The organism is Actinopolymorpha sp. B9G3, from assembly GCF_040120725.1.
Taxonomy (GTDB): Bacteria; Actinomycetota; Actinomycetes; order Propionibacteriales; family Actinopolymorphaceae; genus Thermasporomyces.
This window is the reverse complement of sequence record NZ_JBEEAB010000003.1, coordinates 505,654-528,144: the sequence shown is the minus strand read 5'-3', so window position 1 is coordinate 528,144 and position 22,491 is coordinate 505,654. Positions and strand designations below refer to the sequence as shown.

Annotated in this window: 18 protein-coding genes; 11 read left to right on the top strand and 7 right to left on the bottom strand. The window is 69.3% G+C overall.

Features of this window, described 5'->3' with window-relative positions:
* Window positions 1-7 precede the first annotated feature (7 nt).
* Both ABNF93_RS08565 and ABNF93_RS08560 read left to right on the top strand, forming a co-directional pair.
* On the top strand, window positions 8-1,330 hold the full coding sequence (locus tag ABNF93_RS08565) for a nicotinate phosphoribosyltransferase (protein WP_349327253.1): 1,323 nt from the start codon (window positions 8-10) through the stop codon (window positions 1,328-1,330).
* Between the two features lie 24 nt (window positions 1,331-1,354).
* Entirely contained in the window at window positions 1,355-1,969 is a 615-nt protein-coding gene (locus tag ABNF93_RS08560) for an isochorismatase family protein (protein ID WP_349327252.1), read from the top strand.
* Window positions 1,970-1,983: 14 nt separating this feature from the next.
* Here the strand turns inward: ABNF93_RS08560 and ABNF93_RS08555 are convergent, their stop codons facing one another.
* The 3 genes from ABNF93_RS08555 to ABNF93_RS08545 form a co-directional block, all read right to left on the bottom strand.
* Window positions 1,984-4,707 (bottom strand): molybdopterin cofactor-binding domain-containing protein, encoded by a 2,724-nt coding sequence (locus ABNF93_RS08555; RefSeq protein ID WP_349327251.1) that lies wholly within the window; start codon window positions 4,705-4,707, stop codon window positions 1,984-1,986.
* A gap of 168 nt (window positions 4,708-4,875) precedes the next feature.
* A complete protein-coding gene (locus ABNF93_RS08550; protein ID WP_349327250.1) occupies window positions 4,876-5,760 on the bottom strand; it encodes a class I SAM-dependent methyltransferase in 885 nt (294 codons plus the stop codon).
* Window positions 5,757-5,951, bottom strand: a complete 195-nt coding sequence (locus ABNF93_RS08545) for a tail-anchor membrane protein (protein ID WP_349327248.1) — start codon at window positions 5,949-5,951, stop codon at window positions 5,757-5,759. Before ABNF93_RS08545 ends, ABNF93_RS08550 begins: the two co-directional genes overlap by 4 nt.
* Before the next feature lie 212 nt (window positions 5,952-6,163).
* On the opposite strand from ABNF93_RS08545, the gene ABNF93_RS08540 reads away from it, so the two are divergent.
* Together ABNF93_RS08540 and ABNF93_RS08535 are read left to right on the top strand one after the other, a co-directional pair.
* Window positions 6,164-8,041: an ABC transporter ATP-binding protein gene (locus ABNF93_RS08540; RefSeq protein WP_349327246.1), complete on the top strand. Its 1,878-nt coding sequence runs from the start codon at window positions 6,164-6,166 to the stop codon at window positions 8,039-8,041.
* Entirely contained in the window at window positions 8,034-9,947 is a 1,914-nt protein-coding gene (locus tag ABNF93_RS08535) for an ABC transporter ATP-binding protein (protein ID WP_349327244.1), read from the top strand. Before ABNF93_RS08540 ends, ABNF93_RS08535 begins: the two co-directional genes overlap by 8 nt.
* 106 nt (window positions 9,948-10,053) lie before the next feature.
* On the opposite strand, the gene ABNF93_RS08530 is transcribed toward ABNF93_RS08535, so the two are convergent.
* Window positions 10,054-10,710: an FMN-binding negative transcriptional regulator gene (locus ABNF93_RS08530; protein ID WP_349327242.1), complete on the bottom strand. Its 657-nt coding sequence runs from the start codon at window positions 10,708-10,710 to the stop codon at window positions 10,054-10,056.
* Window positions 10,711-10,827: 117 nt separating this feature from the next.
* Complete coding sequence (locus ABNF93_RS08525; protein WP_349327240.1) at window positions 10,828-11,613, bottom strand: GNAT family N-acetyltransferase; 786 nt, start codon at window positions 11,611-11,613, stop codon at window positions 10,828-10,830.
* Window positions 11,614-11,751: 138 nt separating this feature from the next.
* Here ABNF93_RS08525 and ABNF93_RS08520 point away from each other — a divergent pair, with 138 nt between their 5' ends.
* Window positions 11,752-13,080 (top strand): aminotransferase class I/II-fold pyridoxal phosphate-dependent enzyme, encoded by a 1,329-nt coding sequence (locus ABNF93_RS08520; RefSeq protein WP_349327239.1) that lies wholly within the window; start codon window positions 11,752-11,754, stop codon window positions 13,078-13,080.
* Between the two features lie 9 nt (window positions 13,081-13,089).
* Here ABNF93_RS08520 and ABNF93_RS08515 read toward each other — a convergent pair whose 3' ends face one another.
* The gene (locus ABNF93_RS08515) at window positions 13,090-13,284 is read right to left on the bottom strand and encodes a tail-anchor membrane protein (protein WP_349327238.1); all 195 of its coding nucleotides are present in this window, start codon (window positions 13,282-13,284) and stop codon (window positions 13,090-13,092) included.
* A gap of 171 nt (window positions 13,285-13,455) precedes the next feature.
* A complete protein-coding gene (locus ABNF93_RS08510) occupies window positions 13,456-15,060 on the bottom strand; it encodes a glycosyltransferase family 39 protein (protein WP_349327237.1) in 1,605 nt (534 codons plus the stop codon).
* 261 nt (window positions 15,061-15,321) lie between these two features.
* On the opposite strand from ABNF93_RS08510, the gene ABNF93_RS08505 reads away from it, so the two are divergent.
* The 6 genes from ABNF93_RS08505 to ABNF93_RS08480 all read left to right on the top strand — a co-directional run bounded on the left by ABNF93_RS08505 (window position 15,322) and on the right by ABNF93_RS08480 (window position 22,470).
* Window positions 15,322-16,335 (top strand): glycosyltransferase family 2 protein, encoded by a 1,014-nt coding sequence (locus tag ABNF93_RS08505; protein ID WP_349327236.1) that lies wholly within the window; start codon window positions 15,322-15,324, stop codon window positions 16,333-16,335.
* Window positions 16,336-16,652: 317 nt separating this feature from the next.
* A complete protein-coding gene (locus ABNF93_RS08500) occupies window positions 16,653-18,329 on the top strand; it encodes a peptide ABC transporter substrate-binding protein (RefSeq protein ID WP_349327235.1) in 1,677 nt (558 codons plus the stop codon).
* Window positions 18,330-18,476: 147 nt separating this feature from the next.
* Window positions 18,477-19,400: an ABC transporter permease gene (locus ABNF93_RS08495; protein ID WP_349327233.1), complete on the top strand. Its 924-nt coding sequence runs from the start codon at window positions 18,477-18,479 to the stop codon at window positions 19,398-19,400.
* The gene (locus tag ABNF93_RS08490) at window positions 19,393-20,370 is read left to right on the top strand and encodes an ABC transporter permease (RefSeq protein WP_349327232.1); all 978 of its coding nucleotides are present in this window, start codon (window positions 19,393-19,395) and stop codon (window positions 20,368-20,370) included. Before ABNF93_RS08495 ends, ABNF93_RS08490 begins: the two co-directional genes overlap by 8 nt.
* A complete protein-coding gene (locus tag ABNF93_RS08485; RefSeq protein ID WP_349327230.1) occupies window positions 20,370-21,419 on the top strand; it encodes an ABC transporter ATP-binding protein in 1,050 nt (349 codons plus the stop codon). The genes ABNF93_RS08490 and ABNF93_RS08485 overlap by 1 nt, the downstream gene beginning before the upstream one ends.
* The gene (locus ABNF93_RS08480) at window positions 21,412-22,470 is read left to right on the top strand and encodes an ABC transporter ATP-binding protein (protein ID WP_349327228.1); all 1,059 of its coding nucleotides are present in this window, start codon (window positions 21,412-21,414) and stop codon (window positions 22,468-22,470) included. The genes ABNF93_RS08485 and ABNF93_RS08480 overlap by 8 nt, the downstream gene beginning before the upstream one ends.
* Window positions 22,471-22,491: the final 21 nt, after the last annotated feature.

Below are 22,491 nucleotides of genomic sequence, written 5' to 3'. Positions count from 1 at the left end.
CGGCCCTATGGACGAGATGTCCACCGGCACCTCCTCGACGGCGCTGTTCACCGACCGGTACGAGCTCACCATGCTCCGGTCCGCCCTCGCCGACGGCACCGCGCATCGGCGTGCCGTGTTCGAGGTGTTCGCCCGCCGACTTCCGGACGGTCGTCGCTACGGCGTGGTCGGCGGCACGGGGCGGTTCCTCGAGGCGTTGGAGCGGTTCCGGTTCGATGACGACACCCTCGACCACCTCGCCCGCAACGACGTCATCGACGAGCGAACCGCCGACTGGCTGGCGTCGTACCGGTTCTCCGGCGACATCTGGGGCTATGCCGAGGGAGAGTGTTACTTTCCGGGTTCGCCGATCCTGGTGGTGGAGTCGACCTTCGCCGAGGCTGTCCTGCTCGAGACCGTCTCGCTGTCGATCCTGAACCACGACTCGGCGATCGCGTCGGCGGCGTCTCGGATGACGACGGCAGCCGGGTCCCGCCCGATCGTCGAGATGGGTTCGCGACGTACGCATGAGGTGGCGGCGGTGGCGGCCGCCCGCGCCGCCTACCTCGCGGGCTTCGCGGCGACGTCCAACCTCGCGGCCGGTCGCACCTACGGCATCCCCACCAGGGGTACCAGCGCGCACGCGTTCACACTGCTGTTCGACTCGGAGCGCGCGGCGTTCGACGCCCAGGTAGCCGCGCTCGGCGCGAGCACGACGCTGCTCGTCGACACGTTCGACGTCCGTGCCGCCGTGCGAAGGGCCGTCGAGGCGGCCGGCACCCGACTCGGCGCCGTCCGGATCGACTCCGGCGACCTCCCGGTGCTCGCCCACGAGGTACGGGCCCAGCTGGACGAGCTGGGCGCGACGGAGACCCGGATCCTGGTGAGCGGCGACCTGGACGAGTACGCCCTGGCCGGGCTGGCCGCCGCGCCCGCCGATGCGTACGGCGTCGGCACCGCGCTGGTCACCGGCAGCGGCTACCCGACCGCGGAGTTCGTCTACAAGCTGGTCGCCCGTTCCACGACCGCTGACCCGGACGCTCCCCTGATCGGCGTCGCGAAGGCGTCGACCGGAAAGCCGACCCACAAGGGACGCAAGTGGGCCGTACGCCAACTCGACAACGGGATCGCCGTCGCCGAGGTCGTGTCGACACGGCCGGAGGACGAGCGGTTGGGCCGGCCGCTGTTGGTCCCCCTGGTGAAGAACGGCGAGGTTGTCGGCCGCGAACCACTCGACGCCGCCCGCGAGCGTCACCAGCGCAGCCGGGGCGAGTTGCCGCCGGCCGCCCTGCAGCTGTCTCGCGGCGAGCCGGCGATTCCGACGGCGTACGAAGAACACGCGCGGGAATGAGGTCCTGGAAGGAGGAGAGGTGCGATGACACGGGCGCTGATCGTCGTCGATGTCCAGAACGACTTCTGTGAAGGAGGCAGCCTGCCTGTGCACGGCGGGGCTGAGGTGGCCTTCGCGATCGGCGAGGTCCTCGGCGCCTGGCACGAGGCCGAAGAACGCGACAAGGCGTACGACCACGTGGTCGCGACCCGGGACCACCACATCGATCCGGGTGAGCATTTCTCCACCGAGCCCGACTATGTGACGAGCTGGCCGCCGCACTGCGTCGCGGGGACCGACGGAGCCGGCTTCCACCCGAACATCGACCCGCAGCCGTTCGACGCGGTCTTCAACTGTGGCGAGTACTCCCACGGATACTCCGCCTTCGAGGGGAGGTCGATCGAGGGGAAGGGACTGGCCGAGTGGCTCCGGTCCCACGACGTCGACCAGGTGGATCTCGTCGGGATCGCCACCGATCACTGCGTACGGGCCACTGCCGTGGACGCGGCGCGGGAGGGCTTTCGTACCCGCGTACTCCTCGACATGACGGCGGGCGTTCGCGCGGACACGACGGAGGCCGCGGTGCGCGAGATGCGAGAGGCCGGCGTCGAACTCGTCGGCACTCCGGTCGTCCACGAGGGCTATCCGCAGCCGAGCTGACTGTCGTAGGTCGATCAGGCGAGGACGCGGGCAAGCTCGTCGTCGGTCAGTTCCTCCAGCCGGGCGCGGAGTCGGTCCGGTGTGATCGGGAGGGTACGCATCCGGATGCCGACAGCGTCGTCGACCGCGTTGGCGAGGGCGGCCGGTGCCACTGGCGTGGACGCCTCCCCCGCGCCGAGCGGCGGCAGGCCGGGGCGGTCGAGCAGGACGAGATCGAGGGTGGGTACGCCGGAGAACGGAAGTATCGGATAGCTCGTCCAGTCGACGCTCTCGATCCCGTCGGTGCCGTGGCGCACCTCCTCGTGGAGCGCCCGGCTCAGGCCCTGCAGGATGCCGCCCTCGATCTGGTTCGCGAGGCCGTCGGGGTTGACGATGACGCCAGCGTCGCAGGCGGCCACGACGCGGCGTACGGTCACCGCTGCCGTCGTCGTGTTCACGCCCGCGTCGACGACGAGCGCGGCGTAGGCCTTCGACCCCTTGTACCTCGCCACCGCCACGCCCTGACCGCGCCCACTCGGGCCGATCCGCGTCTGCCAGCCGGCGCGTTCGGCGGCAGTCTCCAGTACCGCGCGCGCCCGCGGATCCGAGAGGTGCGCGAGCCGGAACTCCACCGGATCCTTGCCGGCGGCCTCGGCGAGCTCGTCCATGAACGACTCGATCGCGAACGTGTTGAAGTAGGCGCCGAGGCTGCGCAGCGCCGATGTCCGCAACGGTCCCTTCACGTAGTCGCCGACGATCTCGCGGGCGGGGATGTCGTACGCCGGAAGGGCGCTGCGTACTCCCCCTTCCCCGCCGCCCGCCCACGGCCGCGCCGGACCGCCCGCGCGCAGCCACGCCACCATCAGGCGGTCGCCTGTGCCGTGCGGTCGGGAGGTGTGTGCACCGGTACGGATGTGGTGCCGCCAGCCGGTGATCCTTCCGGAGGTGTCGAGGCTGGCGTCGAGGTCGGCCTGCATCGCCGGTCCGTACGGCTCCCAGGTGAACTCGTCCCGCACCGAGAACTGGAACCGCACCGGCCTGCCGGGCACCGCCCGGGCTGCCAGCGCCGCGAAGCCGGCCGCGTCGTCGGCGCCGTTGTGCCCGTAGCAGCCAGGACCGTCAACGTGGCGGACGGTGAGGGTGTCGGCGTCGACGCCGAGCAGCGCCGCCAGCTCCCGCCGCAGCGGATAGACGCCCTGGCTGTGCGTCCAGACCGTGAGCGCGGCCGGTTCTGGCACGGGGCCCGGTTCGGCACCGGCGCCCGGCTCAACCTCGGCATCCGGCTCAACCCCGGCGCCCGGCCCAACAGCGGCGAGGGCGACGGCAGCGGACGGCGCGATGGAGGCGTGCGCCTCGTGCGGTTTGGCGTACGACGCGTGGACCTGCCGCCCGGCGGCGAGTGCCTCGGTCACGCCGGGCTCCTCGACAACGGACTGGCGTACGGGCTGCGCTCGCCGTGTGTCATCGGAGGCGTCGCTGCCGTCGACCAGCGGCGCGGGTTCCCAGCGTGCGGACCGGGCGAGACGTCGTACGCCGGCGACGGCCTGCTCCTCGCGGTCGGCCACCACGACGACGAGGCGGCCGTCGTGGACCACGGCCCGCACGCCGGGCATCGTCTGTGCGGCGTCTACATCCACGCTGGTCAACGCCGCGTCGTAGGTCGGCGGGAGGAGCGCGCGGGCGTGCAGGAGTCCAGGCAGTGCCAGATCGTGGACGTAGGCCGGCGCGCCGGTGAGCTTCGCGGTCAGGTCGATGCGGTGGACCGGCTGGCCCACCGCTCCCCCTGGCGCGGTCGCCCCTGTCGCTGGAACACCGACCGCAGGAGCACCGCCCGCACTTGCACCCTCCGCGGATGGGCTGGTCCAGCGCGGGCGGTCGTCCGGGCGGATGGGCCCTAGCGGCGGGCAGCCTTCGGCCCGAAGCCGGCGGAACGCCGCGGCCGCCATCGCCAGCGCCGTACCGCCCTGCTCGAGTGAGGCGCTGCCGGCCGTGTAGCCCTCGTCCGGGGTCGCGTCGGTCGCGGCCTGGCGGACGACGATCCGGTCCACCGGTACGTCGAGCTCGGCGGCGACGACCTGGGCGAGAGCAGTACGTACTCCTTGGCCGAGTTCCGACCGGCCGCTGCGGGCCTCGATCCGGCCGTCGGGGAGTGGTCTGAGCCAGTCCTCGACGTTCGGGGCGCCACGTAGCGCGCCCGGAAGGTCCACGTCGGCGGGCCCGGCGGCCGCGAGTCCGCGTGGATCGGTGAGCAGGGTGGAATCCGGTCGTACGACGGCAGCGCAGGGCGGGAGCGTCTGACCGGCGAGCTTGCGGACAGCCCGGAGGATCCGGTGATGCGTACCGCACCGGCACAGGTGACCTTCGAGGGCTTCCTGGATGGCGGCCTCGTCGGGACTGGGCTCGCGGGCCAGCAGGCCGGCCGTCGACATGATGATGCCGTTGAGGCAGTAGCCGCACTGGGCCGCCTGTTCGTCGAGGAACGCCTGCTGGATCTCGTGCGGCTCCTCGGGTGTGCCGAGCCCCTCCGGTGTGGTGATCCTCGTCCCCTCGGCGGCGGCGAGAGAGAGCTGGCAGGAACGCTCCGGCCGGCCGTCGACGAGCACGACGCAGGCGCCGCACTCTCCGACCGCGCAGCCGGGGCGTACGCCGTAGAGAGCGAGATCGTGCCGGAGTACGTAGACCAGCGGCGTCTCCCGGTCGGCGTCGACGACGGTGGGGGTCTCGTTGACGACGAACGCGGTCGGTTCCGGGCCAGACATGTGGCTCACCTCTTTCGGCGTCGAACGGGTCCGCGCCTCTGTGGCGACAGGGGCGCCCTCATCCAATCGCTCCTCGCGACAGGGGCGCCTTCATCCAAGCCTTCTTCGTTGCACGGCGGCCCTCATCCAACGACGTGCGCGTCACGGAGTCCACCCCACTGGTTCGGGTCAGCGGAAGGACGCCTGCCACACGAGGCGGCAGTGCCGGAGTTCGAGGGTCCCGCCGTACGCCGTGAAGAGTCGTGTCAGGTCTTCCTTGACAGCCGGCCATGACGGAACGCCCCCGCGACGCCCAGCGAGCTTGGCGTAGAGCTCCGCGGGTTCATCGAAGGTCTCCGCCACGTCGAACCACCAGCACCCGTCGAGGTGGATCCGCCCCGCTGCCTGGTCGATGCCGGAGGTCACCCATCCGCGTACCTCGTCGTAGCCGAAGACGCGCTCGATTCGCTGCGGCTCGGGCAGGTCGGCGTTCCATGGCGGGACGGCGCCCGCAGGACCGGTCGGGTGCATGCCGACGGCGACCGCACCGGGACGCGCCGCCCGGAGCGAGGGGTCGAGCCACTTCGCGAAGATCGGCCCGCGCCGGCAGACGAACACGTCCACGCTCGCGTCCGGCACGCCGACGCCCGCGCCACCGTCGCTCAACCCGCTGCCGGCACCGTTCTCACCGGCACCGTTCTCACCGGCACCGTTCTCACCGGCACCCTCATCGAGGCGGAGGACGCGAAAGTCGATGTTGGCCACGCCGCGTTCGGTGGCAAGTTGCCGGGCCAGGTCGATGACGCCGGGATCGCCGTCGACCCCGATCACGTGCCGGCACAGCGGGGCCAACGTCTGGGCGTACCCCCCATGTCCACAGCCGATATCGGCCACGACGAAGCTGGGGCTCACCAGTGACCGGACAAGCGCATCGAAGAAGGCTTCGCCGTTGCCCGGCGCCACCTGGGAACGCCAGCCGTGGACGAAGCCGCGACTCACCAGCCGTTCGTCGTCCTGCCACTCGGCGAGGTCGGCGGGATACCTGTCGAGAAACCCCCGGCCCGGCGCCCTCACCGTCCGAGCTGCCGCCGGTCCCGGATCCGGCGAAGCCGCCGGCGCTGCGAGTCGTCGAGCATCAGGTAACCGGCGATCGGCGCGCCGACCACAGCAAGCACGATCAGCAGGGTCGCCCACCAGGGAAGCAGAATCCAGGCGAGCAGGCTGACACCCACGCCACCGACGATCCACCACGTGCGATTCGACATGTCGTCCCTCTCAACCGCTCTGAGGCGTGCACCACCCGGTCGTTCCATTGTCCGTCATGAGAACGGTCGACCGGTCCGTATGGTGTCACCCGTTCCCGACCCAGGCCGGACTTATGGCACCAAACCGACCGCCAAGGGGTGCAGCACCTGGGCTGGCGCCGACCAAAAACCGGGGTGACCCCGCCCATGGTGCGGTGCCATGCTCGGTGATCGTGTCGTCTGAGCGCCAGCAGGACTCGTCCGAACGTCGCCGATCCTCCGCCCGCCGTGCCGCGCTGGGAGTGCTCGTCCGCGCGTTCCCTGGTCGTACGACAATCCTGGCACTCCTCGCCCTGCTCTCCGGGGCACCGGCGGCCGGGTTCGCGCTCCTCGTCGGCCGCCTGGTCGGCCAGCTGCCCGACGTGGTGACGGGCGGATTCGACTCGGCGGAAGGACGCCGTGTCGTCACGACACTTGTGCTGATAGGCACCGTCCTGGTGGTGCAGGAGGCCGTCAATCTGCTGCGGCTGCTCGCGACGACCGATCTCCAGAAGCGGATGGACGAGTACCTCCTGGCTCGCGTGATGACGACCACGATGGCAGTGCCGGGACTCGAGCTCTTCGAGGATCCCGAGCTCGCCGCGGCCACCAACCGTGCCGCGAGTGTCGCCCGCTATGGACCCGGTGAACTGATCAGCGGCCTTTCGTACCGCTGGACCAGCCTGTCGCGCGGGCTTGCCGCAACCATCCTGGTCGCCACCATCTGGCCGGTGGCGGCGGGATGCCTGCTCATCCTCTGGCTCGTCGTCAGCCGCCACCTGCAGGCCGACTTCTACCGAGCGAACCCGTTCTGGACCGACCCGCTGCGCCGGGCGGTGTATCTCAACCGGCTCACCTACCTGCCCGACTGGGCGAAGGAGCTCCGCATCTTCGGGTTGACCGGTTGGATCGTCGACAAGTTCAGTACGGAGTGGCAGCAGGTGATGGCCGAGCTGTGGCGTACCCGCCGGGTCGGCTACCGCACCACGACGTTGCTCACGGTCGTGATCCTCGCTGCCAACGTCGTGGTGATGGTCCTGGCCGCGCGTGCGGCGCTTCGCGGCGACCTCGAGCTGGCCACGCTGACGGTCCTCGTCCAGGGACTCTTCGCGATGGCGATGCTCGCCTCTCAGGACGGCGACATCTGGATCGAGAACGGCGCGATCCCGGTGCCCGACGTCCTCGCCCACGAACGTGCCGCCGCCGCCATCACGTCGGCGCCCGACCCCACGGCGCGCTCGGCGACCGGCCTTCCAGCGCGGGCGATCTCGTTCGAGGGCGTCCGGTTCGGTTATCCGAGCCGCGACCGGCCGGTGTACGACGGCCTCGACCTCACCATCGAAGCCGGGCGCTCCCTCGCGGTCGTCGGCCTCAACGGCGCCGGCAAGACCACGCTGATCAAACTCCTCACCGGCCTGCTCCATCCGCAGGACGGCCGGATCACCGTCGACGGCATCGACCTGGCCGACCTCGATTCCACCAGCTGGCGGCGGAGCGTCGCGGCGATCTTCCAGGACTTCGTCCACTATCAACTGCCGGCGCGGGACAACGTCGGCTTCGGCGCCGTCGAGGGGCTGCACGCGCCCGACGTCGACGCGCGCGTCCTCGCCGCTGCGGGCAGGGCCGGCGCCGACACGATCATCGAACGTCTCCCGACGGGGCTCGACACCGTGCTGTCCCGGCGCCACGACGGCGGCGTCGACCTGTCCGGCGGCCAGTGGCAGCGGATCGCGCTGGCACGCGCGATGGCCGCGGTGAGCGCCGGCGCCCGCGTGCTCGTCCTGGACGAACCCACGGCGCATCTCGACGTCCGCGCGGAGGCGGACCTGTACGACCGGTTCCTCGACCTCACCCACGGGCTCACGTCGATCGTGATCAGCCACCGGTTCTCGACGGTACGCAGGGCCGACCGGATCGTCGTCCTCGACGGCGGACGGATCACCGAGGACGGGACGCACGACGAACTGGTGGCGGCGGGTGGGCGGTATTCCGGCCTCTTCCGTACGCAGGCGATGCGGTATCACGCCGAGGATCGAGACACCGCGGTAGAGGCGGGGGTGGGTGATGCCTGACGCGGCACCCACAGACGTGACCGGCCCGACCGGCTCGACCGGCACGCACGCTCCCGCGAGCCGGCTCCGCGCCGCCCGGGTGATGCTCGGCTTCGCGTGGCGCGCGGACAGACGCCGTTCGGTGCTCGCGTTCGGGATCTTCACGGTGCAGGCGCTCGTCACCGCGGGCTTCGCGTGGTGGTTGAAGCTGCTCCTCGACGGCCTCGCCGACGGCGACTCCACCCGGACCGCGCTGGCAGCCGTCACCATCGGAGTGTCGATCGCGGCCGGGAGCGCTCTCGACTACGCCGGTACCCGCGTCCGGATGGCCCTGAACGAGCGCGCCTCGCATCTGATCGAGCGCCGGCTCGCCGAAACGGTCGGGCATGTGCCGACACTCGAGATCCACGAGACGCCGGAGCACCTCACCCAGCTGGAACTACTGTCGAACGAGGAGTGGGAGTTCGGTGACGCGATCCCGTCCCTCGTGCAGCTGACGAACGTCATGATCCAGGCCGCCGCGTCGGTGGCCCTGCTGCTGAGCGTGCATCCACTGCTGCTGGCGCTGCCACTGTTCGGGGTGCCGATGCTGGTGTTGAGCCGGCGTACGAACGGATTGTTCAACCTCGGCATCGAACTCTCCGCGGCACCCAGCCGGCGAGCGGGAGACCTGTGGGATCTCGCCACGACGGCCGGAGCGGCGAAGGAGATTCGGCTCTTCCGGTTGGCCCCCGAGATCCTGCGGCGCTTCCACGCCGCGCACCGCGAGATCCGGCGGACGAACGTACGGCTCCAGCTGCACGGCTCGAGCATCGGGTTCGTCGCGCGACTCGTCTTCCTGGTGGGGTATTTCGGCGCGATCGTCTTCGTCGTCAACGAGGCGGTACGCGGACGGGCGAGTGTGGGTGACGTCCTTCTGACAGCGGTGCTCGCCGGGCAGGTGCTCGGCATCGTGGACGGGTCCGGCGAGATCGTGCTGTGGGTCCTGCGTACCCTCACGGCCGCGAGCCGGTTCGTCTACCTCGAGGATGTGGCGACGCGGGCACGGCGACGGGTGGACGTGAGCGCCGGCGTACCCGAGCGGCTGCACACGGGGATCGTGCTCGACTCCGTGTCGTACCGCTATCCGCTCGGAAGTCGCGACGTCCTGCAGGAGGTCAGCCTCCGACTTCCCGCCGGATCGACGGTCGCGATCGTCGGCGACAACGGTGCGGGGAAGACCACGCTGGTGAAGCTGCTGGCCGGGTTGTACGTGCCGACCGGCGGGCGTATCACCGTCGACGGCACCGACCTTGCGACATTGGATCCCGACCGCTGGCGGGAGCGGGTGTCGGCCGCGTTCCAGGACCATGCGCGGTGGGAGTTCAGCGTGGGCGAGGCGGTCGGGATCGGTGATCTCTCCGCTCTCGGAGCGGGTGTCGACGTTGGAGCGGGTGTCGACGATCGAGCGGGTGTCGACGATCGAGCGGGTGTCGACGATCGAGCGGTGACCGGGGCACTGGAGCGGGCTGGCGCCGATGACCTGCTCGACTCCCTGCCCGCGGGTCTGCGGACCCAGCTCGGACCGACGTGGCCCGACGGGATCGACCTGTCCGGCGGCCAGTGGCAGAAGCTCGCGATCGGGCGGGCGATGATGCGGACGTCGCCGCTTCTCCTTCTGCTGGACGAACCCACCGCGGCCCTCGACGCCGAGACCGAGCACCGGCTCTTCGAACGCTGGACCGCCGCGGCGGGCGCGGTCCGTCGTTCGACTGGCGGGGTGACGGTGCTGGTGTCGCACCGGTTCTCGACGGTACGCATGGCCGACCTGATCGTCGTCCTCGACCGTGGCCGGGTCGTCGAGACCGGTAGCCATGCCGACCTGGTGACCCGGGAGGGCGGCCTCTACGCCGAACTCTTCGAACTCCAGGCCAAGTCATATCGCTGACCTACGCACCCGCACCCCGGCGACCGCACCCCTACGACCCCGCCGCAGCGACCCGCCACAAGAATCCCCGCGGCAGCGGGGTAGCGTCACAAGTGCCGCTGCGGTATCAGGAGCTCTGCTGGTCGAGGCGGCGGAGGAGATGGGCGCGGGCGGCGGCGTCGGATCGGCCGCCACGCTCAGCCAGCCGGTCGGCGATCTCCCGGCGATGGTCGGGCTCTTTGGAGCCTGCGTACTTGACCTTCGCGCGTACGCCCGTCACGGTCAGCTCGATCCCGCGGATACCCGGCAGCTGCCGGCGATCGGGGTCGTCGACCGACGAGACCGGGACCCGACCCGATCCGGGCTCCAACCGGCCCAACTGCCGATTGAGCAGCACTGCCTTCTCCGCCGGGTCGTCGACGATGCGGACGTCGCACTCCATCTGGACAGTGGTGTAGTACGACGTCGGGATGCCCAACTCGGGCGGGGTACCCGGCAGCGCCTGCCAGGCCGACGGTGCGTACACATAGTCGTCGATCACGCACAACAGTGCACGGGGATGCTCCTCGAGCAGAGGCCAGATCGGGTTGGGTCTGGCGAGGTGCAGCCAGACGGTCGACGCTCCGTCGAAGACGAAGTGGGTGGCGACGACAATCGGCAGATCACGTCCGTCGCCCTCGTCGCCGCCGCGACTGCCGGGCGCGATGAGTTGACCGAAGTTGTGTTCTGCCAGCCATGTCCGCCACTCCTCGTCAGTCGCCGCGTCCCAGGGATGAACGAGCACAGAGTCCTCCTCGCTGATCGCCTCGCCACCGCAGAGACCGATCGCCGTCCGTCCGCCGCCTTTGCCCCGTGAATACGGTCGGGCGCGTCGCCGCCGCGCCATTCGAAAGCTTGGCCGTCAGGCCGCGGCCAACCGCGCCCGCAGCCGGTCCCGAACGCCGGGCCAGTCGTCGTCGGTCATCGCGTACTGCACGGTGTCGCGCCACGATCCGTCGCGGCGCGGCTTGTGCTTGCGCAACACCCCCTCGCGCTCCGCACCGAGCCGGGCGATCGCCGCCTGCGAACGGTCATTGCGGATGTCGGTGTGCCACACGACCCGCACCGCACCAAGCTCGTCGAACGCGCGCTGCAGGAGCAGCAGCTTCGCTTCGGTGTTGACGCCGGTACGCCACCACCGCTGGCCGAGCCAGGTGTACCCGATCGCGATCGACCGGGTGACCGGTGAGACTTCGTAGTACGAGGTCGTTCCGGCGACCTCACCGGTTCGCGCATCGATCTGCGTCCACGGCACGAGGACCCGGTCGTCCCGGGCGGCGAAGACCCGCCCGACCCACTGCACGACATCGTCGCGGGTACGCAGCGGCGGAACCGACAGGTGGCGCAGGACCTCGTCGTCGGCGGCCGCCAGGAATCCGTCCACGTGGTCGAGAGACATGGGTTCGAGGCGTACGAGCGCTCCGGTCAACACCGGCGCGGCGAACCACGCCTCGATGCCCTGGTCCGCGGCACTTCCCTGATCCCCTGCACTCCCCTGGTCCCCGGCACTCCTGTGGTGGGCGGTCGACGGGCTCGTTGCTGAGGCGTTCGTTCTGGTCGGGCCGGCCGCGGTCGGGCCGGCCGCGGTCGGGCTGGCCGCGGTCGGGCTGGCTGCGGTCGGGGTTGCGGGGCTCGCGGTCTCGGACACGGAGGGCACTCCTTCACCGGCATCGCCACGCCGAAGGTCACAGCCCCGAGCCCCCACCCCTCGAGAGCGGGTCCGGTCGCGACCCTAGTCAACCCGGGACCTTGCGCGGCAAGTTCGTTATAGTACAAAATAGTTGTTGTGTCTCTACAATATTCCATCGCCGGTACGACGTCGAGCGAGATTGCGACCAGCGTCGAGTCCGGTGTGCGCTCGGGCGCTCTGGAGCCGGGCACCGCACTCCCGCCCGTCCGCGCGCTTGCGACCCAACTCGCCCTGAGTCCGGGCACGATCGCGTCGGCCTATCGCACCCTGCGGCAACGGGGAATCGTCGAGACCGACGGACGCCGGGGCACACGCGTACGCACGAAGCCGCCGATCTCACCGCGCAGCGGCGGCCGCCTACCCACCCCGCCAGGCGCCCGCGACCTCGCCAGCGGCAACCCCGATCCGGCCCTGCTGCCCGCACTCGGCCCGAGACTGCGGCGGCTCGCTCCCGACCCTGTGCTCTACGGGATGGCGGGACCGGTCCCCGAGTTGGCCGTACTGGCAAGAGAGCGGCTGTCCGCCGACGGCGTGCCGGCCGAGTCCGTCACGGTCACCAGCGGCTGCCTCGATGCCGTCGAACGAGTCCTCGGTGCCCATCTGCGTACCGGAGACAGCGTGGCCGTCGAGGATCCCGGCTGGTCGAACCTGCTGGACCTGCTCGCCGCAATGGACCATCCGGTCATCCCCGTGCCCGTCGACGACGACGGCCCGGATCCTGTCAGCGTCGAGGCCGCGATCCGCCACGGTGCACGCGCGATCGTCGTCACCAGCCGGGCCCAGAACCCGTGGGGAGCAAGCGTCAGCGCGGCCCGAGCCACCCGGTTGCGCGCGATCCTCACCGCCCACCCCGACACGCTCGTCGTCGAGGACGACCACGCCGCCGAGCTCGCGACCGAGCCCCTGCACGCCTTGGCCGGCACAACGCGCCACTGGGCGATGGCGCGTTCGGTGTCCAAACCCCTCGGCCCGGATCTACGCTGCGCCATCCTTGCCGGCGACGACGAGACCGTCGGCCGGGTCGAGGGACGGCAGTGGCTCGCCGCCCGCTGGGTCTCGACGGTCCTCCAGGCCCTCGTGGTGGAGCTGTGGCGTGACCCGGCGGTCGAGGCACTGGTTACGCGGGCGGGAGAGCGGTACGACGAACGGCGGACGGCGCTGGTGAGCGCCCTTGGCCGCCGGGGAGTACGCGCCCACGGGCGCTCGGGCCTCAACGTGTGGGTACCCGTCGAGGACGAGACCGCCGTGTGTGCGCGGCTGATGGAGGCGGGGTGGGTGGTGGCTCCGGGCCGGATGTACCGGATCTCGAGTGGCGAGGGCATACGCATCACCGCCAGCACCCTGCAGGTCGGGCGCGACGTCGACGTCCTTGCCGATGCCGTGGCCAGGGCCTTGGCCCCGGGCCGCGCCCCCGCCACGGCTTAACGGTGGCGGTCAGCGAGGAAGCTGCCCCCGGCCCCGGAGCCGCGTGATCCGGCGACGCTGCGACTCGTCCAGCATGAAGTAGCCCACGACGGGCGCGGCGACGACGGCGAAGATGATCAGCAGGGCGAGCCAGTTCGGCAGCAGCCACAGGGCGAGGAGTGCGACACCCGCACCGCCCAGCACATATTTCGTACGGTTCGACATGCACCCATGGTTGCTCGTGGAATCCGTCCAGCCCTCGGGCATCACCCCGAGATCCCCCGGATGGCCAGCCCTCAGAGGAGACCGCCGAACGGGCCGCCCTCACCGGAGATCCCGAACGACGGCCCGCCCTCCCGAGCGGACGAGGCAGGCCCATACCGGCCTATACACGGCCTACCCGGGCGGGCTTTGTGCGGCGTCGACGCGGTAGACCCGCACGGCGTTGTCCCTGGTCGCATAGACCTGTCGCCAGCCCGGCGGAATGCGGAGTGGGTCCCCCAGCGCCAACCGCGCTGCGTCCCCGCAGTGCGCGCAGGGAATCTCGCCTTCCGTGCCGTAGAGGACGACGTACTCGCCCGGACCGGGCTGCTCACCCGCCGGTGCGAGGGTCCGCAGCTCGCCGGACCAGATCGTCCGGCCGAACCGCGTGGTCCGGTAGATCGGCAGCACCCGGACGGTACGCCCGTCGGTCCAGAGGACGCCTACGTCCGAGCGGTGGGCGGTGAGCCAGTCCCGGAGGTCACCCAGCGGATCGGATCCCGTCACCCGGTATCCCCGGTCCACCGTCCATCCCGGTGCAGCCGTGGCCAAGGCACCAGTGGCGAGGCACAGCACCACCGCCGCCGCGATGCCCCGCCGCAGGTCCGCCTGGCGCACGCTCGCCCACGGCCTGGTCAGCACCCAGCCGGTGAGCAGCCAGGCGGCGCCAAGACCACCCAGGATGTACGCCGGAAACGCCGGGAACCAGTACCGCATCAGGAACAGCCGCAGCTTCGGAGCCGACGGATCAACCACGCCGCCGAGCAGTACCAGTGGCACGGAGATCAGGGCCAGCCAGCCGAGCAGGACGCCGACCCGCCGGCGGGCGAGGATCCCGCCGGCTACCACACCGGCCAGCGCCGCCAGGAGCCACAGCCCTTCCGGTACGTCGGCGAGGCCGGCGGGGAGCCGGATGAGGTACCACCAGCGCGGCATTTCCTGGTACGTCGCCGCCGCCTCCGGTGGTACCGGGCCGCTGCCGTGCCCAGTCACCGCGCGCAACCGCGCCAGCGGATCGCCGTACGTCAGCTGGCACAGGCCGAGCTCCGTCGCCGCGGTAACCACCAGCGGGACGACAGCCAGGCTCGCCCGTCGCCAGCCCACCCGGGGTACGACGAGGAGCGGGATGAGGGGCCAGGCGAAGACGACGTACTCCCGGGTGAGGTAGCTCCAGCCGAGAAGCGCTCCGATGACCAGGACCGCGATGACCCGGCGCCGGGCGGAGACCGCGACCAGCCGGCGTTCCTGGTGGACTGCCACAGCCAGCACCAGCGCCGCACAGAACAGCGCCGTCGCCAGGACGTCCGGCAACGGCGCGAGCAGGTCGAAGAAGACCAGGTTGTTGGCCACGGTGAGCGCGGCCGCCGCTACTCCGACCGACCTGGCGAAGAGCATCGTTCCGAGCAGGTAGACGGACACCACGAGGAGGAGCCCAGCCAGCATGGGCACGACGTGGTACGCCGCCTCGGAGTAGCCGAGCAGCTCGATCGCGCCGCGGAGCGGCAACGTGAGGCCGAAACGGGTGAACTGGTGCACCGGCGTTCCCGCCGCCGGATGCGGGAAGTCACCCGCCGCGTCGAAGTAGTTGATCTGGTCCGACGGATAGGGCAGCGGCAGGTGAGCCAGCTCGAACGCGGCAGTCACGAGGACGAGCGCACCACCCAGCAGTGCCGTCCCACGCGCTCCGTTGGTCCCTCCTGGCACTCTCACCGGCGGAAGGGCCATCAGCGGAAGGGGCATCGGCGGAAGGGGCGCATCGGCGGAAGCCTAAGGCCGGCGCGGGACGAACGTCTCCGAGCGACGTCCGTGGCCAGACTCTCGACACCCGCCACCAACACGGAGCGTAGGCAAGACTCGGACACGTCGACTGTTCGTAAGACGCTGTTCGCCTGGAAGGAGTAACGTCCGGCAGATATCTGACCGTAGCCGGAAGGCGGCTCTCGGCAACATCGCGTCACGGTTGTCGTAGCCACCCGGCCAGTGATCCGGGAGTTCCAGGGCATGAGCGCGACCGCGCACAGGACATCGACCAGCACCTCCCCATGGGCCGCGACGGCGCCAGGCACCGCGGGCGCGACCGCCACGCAAGCCCCGGTTGCTGTCCGGCCCGACGCCGCGGCCGACGTTCTCGACGTGACCGTCGTCCTGCCCTGCTACAACGAGCAGGACCATGTGATCGCGGAGGTCGAACGGATCACCAAGACGCTGGACGACACGCCCTACAGCTACGAGCTGCTCGCCATCGACGACGCCTCCACCGACCGGACCCGCGAGGTACTCGAGGAAGCAGCACCGCGCTTCCCCCACCTGCGGGTGTTGGCGTTCGACCGCAACGGCGGCTCGGGCACGGCACGCCGGATCGGTACGCAGCAGGCGCGCGGGCGCTTCGTCGTGTGGACCGACGCCGACATGAGCTATCCGAACGACAGGATCCCGGAGTTCATCGAGCTGCTCAACGCCGATCCCGGGCTCGACCAGGTGGTGGGCGCCCGCACCAGTGAACAGGGCTCGCACCGACTCCTGCGCGTGCCGGCGAAGTGGCTGATCCGCAAGATCGCGGAGTACCTCACGAACACGCGGATCCCCGACCTCAACTCCGGGCTCCGGGCGTTCCGCCGGGAGGTCGCGTTGCCCTACCTCCGGCTGCTGCCGCCCGGGTTCTCCTGCGTCACGACGATCACGATCGCGTTCCTGCACAACCAGCACGGCATGCGCTACCTGCCGATCGGCTACGCCAAGCGGGCAGGCAGGTCGAAGTTCCACTTCGTGAAGGACGCCTACCGGTACATCCTCCAGGTGCTGCGGATGGTGATGTACTTCAACCCGCTCAAGGTGCTGATGCCGCCGGCGCTGTGGCTGATCGCGATCGGCGCCGGCAAGGCGATCTATGACGTGGTGGCCCATCCGGTACGCCTGGCGACGAACACGGTCCTGATCATCCTCACCGGGATGATCATCACGTCTCTCGCGTTGCTGGCCGACCTGATCGTCCGTTCCCGCAACGACACGCGCTAGGTCGACCTGACCGCCGGTGGCCGCTTTGACGGCGCGCCGTCCCGCCGTCACACACCCTCACGCGCCGTCGCTGCTTGAGCCGCCCGTCGTCCGGGCCGCACAGAACACACAGACCCTCCGTTCCGCAGAGCATCGATGGCAATGCCCTCGACACGCTTGGTGCACTGCTGTCCCGCGACGTTGCCCTCCGTCAGCCATGACGTCACAACTTGGTTGCGGAATGGGCTGGTCAGCCCTCACAGGTTGTTAAACCGCGGGGCAACGCCTACAAAAGCCACGGTCAGGGTGGCCCGAGGGAATTCATGCAGGAGGGGTCTATGCACATCCCCGCACGTCAGGCAGCGGTCGCGACTGTCGCGGCGCTCGCGCTTGCTTTATCCGCGTGTGGTGGTCCGGACGACGAGGGTGGCGGGGGTGGCGGTGGCGCCGCATCCACGGGGGGCGAGTTCAGTAGCTACATCGGCGAGCCCGAGAACCCGCTGATTCCCGGCAACACCAACGAAACCGAGGGCGGCCAGGTCGTCGACTCGCTGTGGACCGGACTCGTCCAGTACGACGCCAAGACCAACGAGCCCGAGTTCACCGGGGTCGCCAAGTCGATCGAGTCCGACGACCAACAGACGTGGACCATCACGCTGAATGAGGGCTGGACGTTCCACGACGGGACGCCGGTGGACGCCCAGTCGTTCGTCGACGCCTGGAACTGGAACGCCTACGGCCCCAACGGCGCGGGCAACTCCTACTTCTTCGCCAACATCGACGGCTACGACGCCACGCAGGGCGAGGTCGAGACCGACGACGACGGCAACGTGACGAAGGTCGTCAAGGAACCGGAGTCGGAGAAGCTGTCCGGGCTGCAGGTGGTTGACGACCTGACGTTCACGGTCAAGCTCTCCGGGGCGTTCTCGATCTTCCCGACGACGCTGGGATACACCGCGTTCTTCCCGCTCCCCAAGGTCTTCTTCGACGACCCCGAGGCATTCGGCAAGCAGCCGGTCGGGAACGGCCCGTGGATGGCGAACGAACCGTTCGAGCCAGGCGTCGGCATCACGCTCGACAAGTACAACGACTACGCCGGCCAGGACAAGGCGCAGGCGGACCGGGTGGAGCTACGCGTCTACGCCGACGCGAACACCGGCTACACCGATGTCCAAGCCGGCAACCTCGACATCAGCGACACGCTGCCACAGAGCGCATTGAGCAGCGGCCCCGATGAGTTCGGTGAGCGCTGGGTCGAAGGCCCGCGTGGCGACATGACGCCGCTCGCGTTCCCGCTCTACGACAAGCGATTCGCGGACGTGCGCGTACGGCAGGCGTTCTCCATGGCGATCGACCGTGACGCCATCACGAAGTCGATCTTCCTCGGCTCCCGTCTTCCGGCACACTCCTTCGCGTCCCCTGTGGTCGAGGGATACAACGACAACGCGTGTGCCGAGACCACGGAGTTCAACCCCGAGAAGGCCAAGGCACTCCTTTCCGAGTCGGGCTTCGACACGAGCAAGCCGGTCTCGTTGTGGTTCAACTCCGGTGCGGGGCACGAGGAGTGGATGGAAGCCGTCGGCAACCAGCTGAAGGACAACCTCGGCATCGTCGACTACAAGCTCGAGAGTCTCGACTTCGCGGAGTACCTCCCGCTGCGGGACAGCAAGAAGATCACCGGCCCCTACCGCGCCGGCTGGATCATGGACTACCCACACATCCAGAACTTCCTTGCGCCGATCTTCACCGAGGCGGCCCAGCCTCCGGCCGGGTCCAACGACACGTACTACGCCAACGAGGAGTTCGACGCGCTCGTGGCCGAGGGCGACTCCGCCGGAACACCGGAGGAGGCGATCGCGGCCTACCAGGAAGCGGAACAGATCCTGTGCGAGGACATGCCGCAGGCTCCGCTCTTCTACGGCAAGAACCAGCTCGTGCATTCGGAGAAGGTGGACAACGTGGTCTTCAACGCCTTCGGCCGGATCGAGCTGGCGCAGGTGACGGTCAAGCAGTAGCCCAGCTCCGTGGACAACGGTCGTTGGGGTGTACCGCGGTGGTGTTCGACGCCCGGGCAGGCTGTACGTGCCCGGGCGTCGAACGCCCCACTGTCCGCGGTGCACCCCAACGACCGCTTCGCCGGTAGAGACAGGTGAGGAAGGGACATGGGCCACTACATCGCGCGCCGGATCCTGATGACCGTCCCGGTGTTGATCGGCGCGTCGCTGCTGATCTTCTGGATGGTGTACGCACTACCGGGCGACCCGATCCGCGCCCTCGGCGGTGACCGGCCGATCTCGGATGCCACCCGCGCGGCCATTCAGGACGAGTACAACCTGGGCGACCCACTTCTGGTGCAGTACGGCAAGTACGTCATCGGGCTGTTCCAGGGCGATCTCGGCCAGGACTTCGCCGGCCGACCGGTACTCGACACGATTACCCAGCGACTGCCGATCACCGTACGTCTGGCGATCGTCGCCCTTGTCGTCGAGGTCGTCATCGGGCTCATCGCCGGCATCCTGGCCGGCATTCGCCGGGGGTCCTACATGGACAACCTGGTCCTCGTGTCGACGACAATCGCCGTGTCCATCCCCGTCTTCGTGCTGGGATTCCTGGGGCAGTCGATCTTCGGGCTGCGGCTGGGCTGGCTGCCGATCGCCGGACTCAACGAAGGCCTCCTCAGCTACATCCTCCCCGGGGTGGTCCTCGCCTCCACCTCGCTCGCGTACATCGCGCGGTTGACCCGCACCAGCCTGGCGGAGAATCTCCGCCAGGACTACGTCCGCACCGCGCGTGCCAAGGGACTCAAACCGTCCGTCGTCGTCGGCAAACACACGCTGCGAAACAGCCTGATCCCGGTCGTGACGTTCATCGGCGCCGACCTGGGGAGCCTGCTGGCCGGCGCGATCGTGACGGAGACGGTCTTCAACATTCCGGGCCTGGGCCGTGCTGTCTTCGAGTCCGTCCAACGACAGGAAGGCTTCGTCGTCGTCGGCATCGTCACGATCTTCGTGTTCTTCTACATCTTCTTCAACCTGATCGTCGACATCCTGTACGCCGTCATCGATCCGAGGATCCGCTATGACTGAGCAAGCGCCCGCCCGAGAAACGGCACCGGACCTCGGCGGGGCCCCTACCTTCACCGGGGCTGGAACCGTCCAGGACCAGAAGGCGGCCGACACGACGGTGGCCCAGGCCGGCGGCGAGCTACGCCAGGCGACCCTGTGGTCAGACGCGTGGCGGCAGCTGCGTCGCAACCCGGTGTTTCTGCTGGGCGCCGGGCTGTTCGTGGTCTTTGCGGTCATGGCGATCGCGCCCGGGCTGTTCACCGACGCCGACCCGCGCGCGGCCGACCTCTCGTTGTCGACGAAGCCACCCAGCAGCGAAGCATGGTTCGGATACGACATCCAGGGGCGCGACTATTTCGCCAACGTCGTCTACGGCGCACGAGTCTCGATGGCGGTGGGATTCTTCACCACCCTCGGGATTCTCCTCATCGGTGTGGTGATCGGGTCGCTGGCGGGTTACTACGGCGGGTGGCTCGATGCACTGCTGGCCCGGATCACCGACGTCTTCTACGGACTGCCACTGATTCTCGGAGCCACGGTCGTGCTGCTGTCGGCCCTTCGTGACCGCGGCATCGTTCAGGTATCACTTGCGATCATGCTCTTCGCCTGGATGAACCCGATGCGGCTGGTACGCGCGACCATCGTTTCGGTCAAGGACGCAGACTACGTACAGGCGGCGCGGGCCCTTGGAGCGTCCACGTGGCGGATACTGGTGCGCCACATCCTGCCGAACGCCGTGGCACCCGTACTCGTGTACGCGACGATCACCGTCGGCCTGATCATCGCCGCGGAGGCGACGCTGTCGTTCATCGGTATCGGCCTGAAGCTTCCGGAGATCTCCTGGGGTCTGCAGATCAACTCCGGACTACAGCGAATACGGGACTCGGGCTTCCTGGTCTTCTTCCCGAGCTTGTTCCTGTCATTGACCGTTCTTTCGTTCATCTTGATGGGAGACGCACTCCGTGACGCCCTCGACCCGAAGCTGCGCTGATGACTGAGACGACGATCACCTCCCACTTCGCGGCCGGACCCTCGAACACGCCGGTCCTCGAAGTCGACGACCTGCACGTCGAGTTCCGAACTCCGTACGGCGTGGTCCAAGCGGTCAACGGCATCAGCTACGAGGTCAGCCAAGGCGAGACCCTCGCCATCCTGGGAGAGTCCGGCTCCGGCAAGAGCGTCAACGTCCAGGCGGTCATGGGCATCCTGGACACGCCACCCGGATTCGTCACGGGCGGCTCGATCAGGTTCCACGGCAACGACATGCTGTCCATGACCGCCGAGCAACAACGGCTGGTCCGCGGCCCGGGCATGGCCATGATCTTCCAGGACGCGCTGTCGGCACTGAATCCGGTCTTCACGGTGGGCCACCAGATCGCGGAGATGTACACCGCGCACGTGGGTACGTCCCGGAAGGAGGCCAAGGCCCGGGCCATCGAGCTCATGGAGCGCGTCCGGATTCCGGCGGCCCGGGATCGGGTCAACGACTACCCCCACCAGTTCTCCGGCGGGATGCGGCAACGCGTCATGATCGCGATGGCGCTCGCGCTGGGTCCGGAGATCCTGATCGCCGACGAGCCGACGACCGCGCTGGACGTCACGGTGCAGGCCCAGATCATGGAGCTGCTGAGCGACCTCCAGTCCGAGACGGGAATGGGCCTCATCCTGATCACCCACGACCTCGGTGTGGTCAACGAGGTCGCCGACCGCGTGGTCGTCATGTACGCCGGCAAGATCGTCGAGTCGGGGACGATCGACGAGGTGTTCACCTCGCCCACCCATCCGTACACCAACGGCTTGATGGCGTCGGTCCCCCACGCGGAGTCCAAGGGCGTCCGGTTGCATCCGATCAGCGGCCAGCCACCGAACCTCGCCGCGATACCTCCTGGCTGTGCGTTCCACCCGCGGTGCCCCCATGCGAGGTTCGACGCCGCGGCACAGGATGACCGCGACTGCCGGGTGGATGTCCCGACGCTGCGGGAGTTCGGTCTGGGCCGGGCGAGCGCGTGCCACTACAGCGAGGAGCTCCACCGTGCCTGATCAACCACAGGGCCCCGAGGCGCGCCACGGCTCCCCGGGTGCCGAGCCGGTTCTGGTGATCAAGGATCTGGTCAAGCACTTCCCGCTGACCCAGGGCATCGTGTTCCATCGGACGATCGGCCAGGTCCAGGCGGTCGATGGTGTCTCGCTGGAACTCCACCCCGGCGAGACAGTGGGCCTCGTTGGCGAGTCGGGCTGCGGGAAGTCCACGGTTGCCAAGCTCGTCATGGCCTTGGAGCGGCCGACATCTGGCCAGATCCTCTTCGAGGGCCAGGACGTCGCCGCCATGAACAATCGCCAACTGCGGCGCTATCGCCGGCAGGTACAGATCGTCTTCCAGGACCCCTACACGTCGCTGAACCCGCGGATGACCGTCGGGAACATCGTGGCCGAGCCGTGGGAGATCCATCCCGATGTGGTTCCGTCCAAGGACCGGCCGCGCCAGGTGCGGGAGCTGCTCGAGCGCGTCGGGTTGAACCCGGACTATGCCAATCGATACCCGCACCAGTTCTCCGGCGGTCAGCGCCAGCGCATCGGCGTGGCGCGCGCGCTGGCGTTGCGGCCGAAGGTCATCGTCTGTGACGAACCGGTGTCCGCCCTGGACGTCTCGGTGCAGGCGCAGGTGATGAACCTGCTCGAGGACCTGCAGGACGACTTCGCGCTGTCGTACCTCTTCATCGCCCACGACCTTTCGGTCGTGCGTCACCTGAGTGACCGGGTGGCCGTGATGTACCTGGGCCGGATCGTGGAGTCGGGCAGTCACGCCGAGGTCTATGACCAGCCGGCCCATCCGTACACGCAGGCATTGTTGTCAGCGGTGCCGGTACGTGACCCGGGGCTGCGTGGCGCCAAGGAACGGATCGTCCTGACCGGAGACGTGCCGTCGCCGGCCAACCCGCCGTCCGGCTGCCGGTTCCGTACGCGCTGCTGGAAGGCTCAGGACATCTGCGCCCGTGAGGTCCCCGCACTCATCGACCGGGGCCAGGGCCATCCGTCCGCCTGCCACTTCGCCGAGAGCCTCGAGATCGTGCACGCCCCCACCTCCAGCTGAGCATCGACCCTGGCGAACGGG

Bases quoted from the DNA above. Each gene is read 5' to 3' on its own strand.
- ABNF93_RS08565 (WP_349327253.1), top strand. From the start codon at position 8: ATGGACGAGATGTCCACCGGCACCTCCTCGACGGCGCTGTTCACCGAC.
- ABNF93_RS08560 (WP_349327252.1), top strand. From the start codon at position 1,355: ATGACACGGGCGCTGATCGTCGTCGATGTCCAGAACGACTTCTGTGAA.
- ABNF93_RS08555 (WP_349327251.1), bottom strand. From the start codon at position 4,707: ATGTCTGGCCCGGAACCGACCGCGTTCGTCGTCAACGAGACCCCCACC.
- ABNF93_RS08545 (WP_349327248.1), bottom strand. From the start codon at position 5,951: ATGTCGAATCGCACGTGGTGGATCGTCGGTGGCGTGGGTGTCAGCCTG.
- ABNF93_RS08535 (WP_349327244.1), top strand. From the start codon at position 8,034: ATGCCTGACGCGGCACCCACAGACGTGACCGGCCCGACCGGCTCGACC.
- ABNF93_RS08515 (WP_349327238.1), bottom strand. From the start codon at position 13,284: ATGTCGAACCGTACGAAATATGTGCTGGGCGGTGCGGGTGTCGCACTC.
- ABNF93_RS08510 (WP_349327237.1), bottom strand. From the start codon at position 15,060: ATGCCCCTTCCGCTGATGGCCCTTCCGCCGGTGAGAGTGCCAGGAGGG.
- ABNF93_RS08505 (WP_349327236.1), top strand. From the start codon at position 15,322: ATGAGCGCGACCGCGCACAGGACATCGACCAGCACCTCCCCATGGGCC.
- ABNF93_RS08500 (WP_349327235.1), top strand. From the start codon at position 16,653: ATGCACATCCCCGCACGTCAGGCAGCGGTCGCGACTGTCGCGGCGCTC.
- ABNF93_RS08495 (WP_349327233.1), top strand. From the start codon at position 18,477: ATGGGCCACTACATCGCGCGCCGGATCCTGATGACCGTCCCGGTGTTG.
- ABNF93_RS08490 (WP_349327232.1), top strand. From the start codon at position 19,393: ATGACTGAGCAAGCGCCCGCCCGAGAAACGGCACCGGACCTCGGCGGG.
- ABNF93_RS08485 (WP_349327230.1), top strand. From the start codon at position 20,370: ATGACTGAGACGACGATCACCTCCCACTTCGCGGCCGGACCCTCGAAC.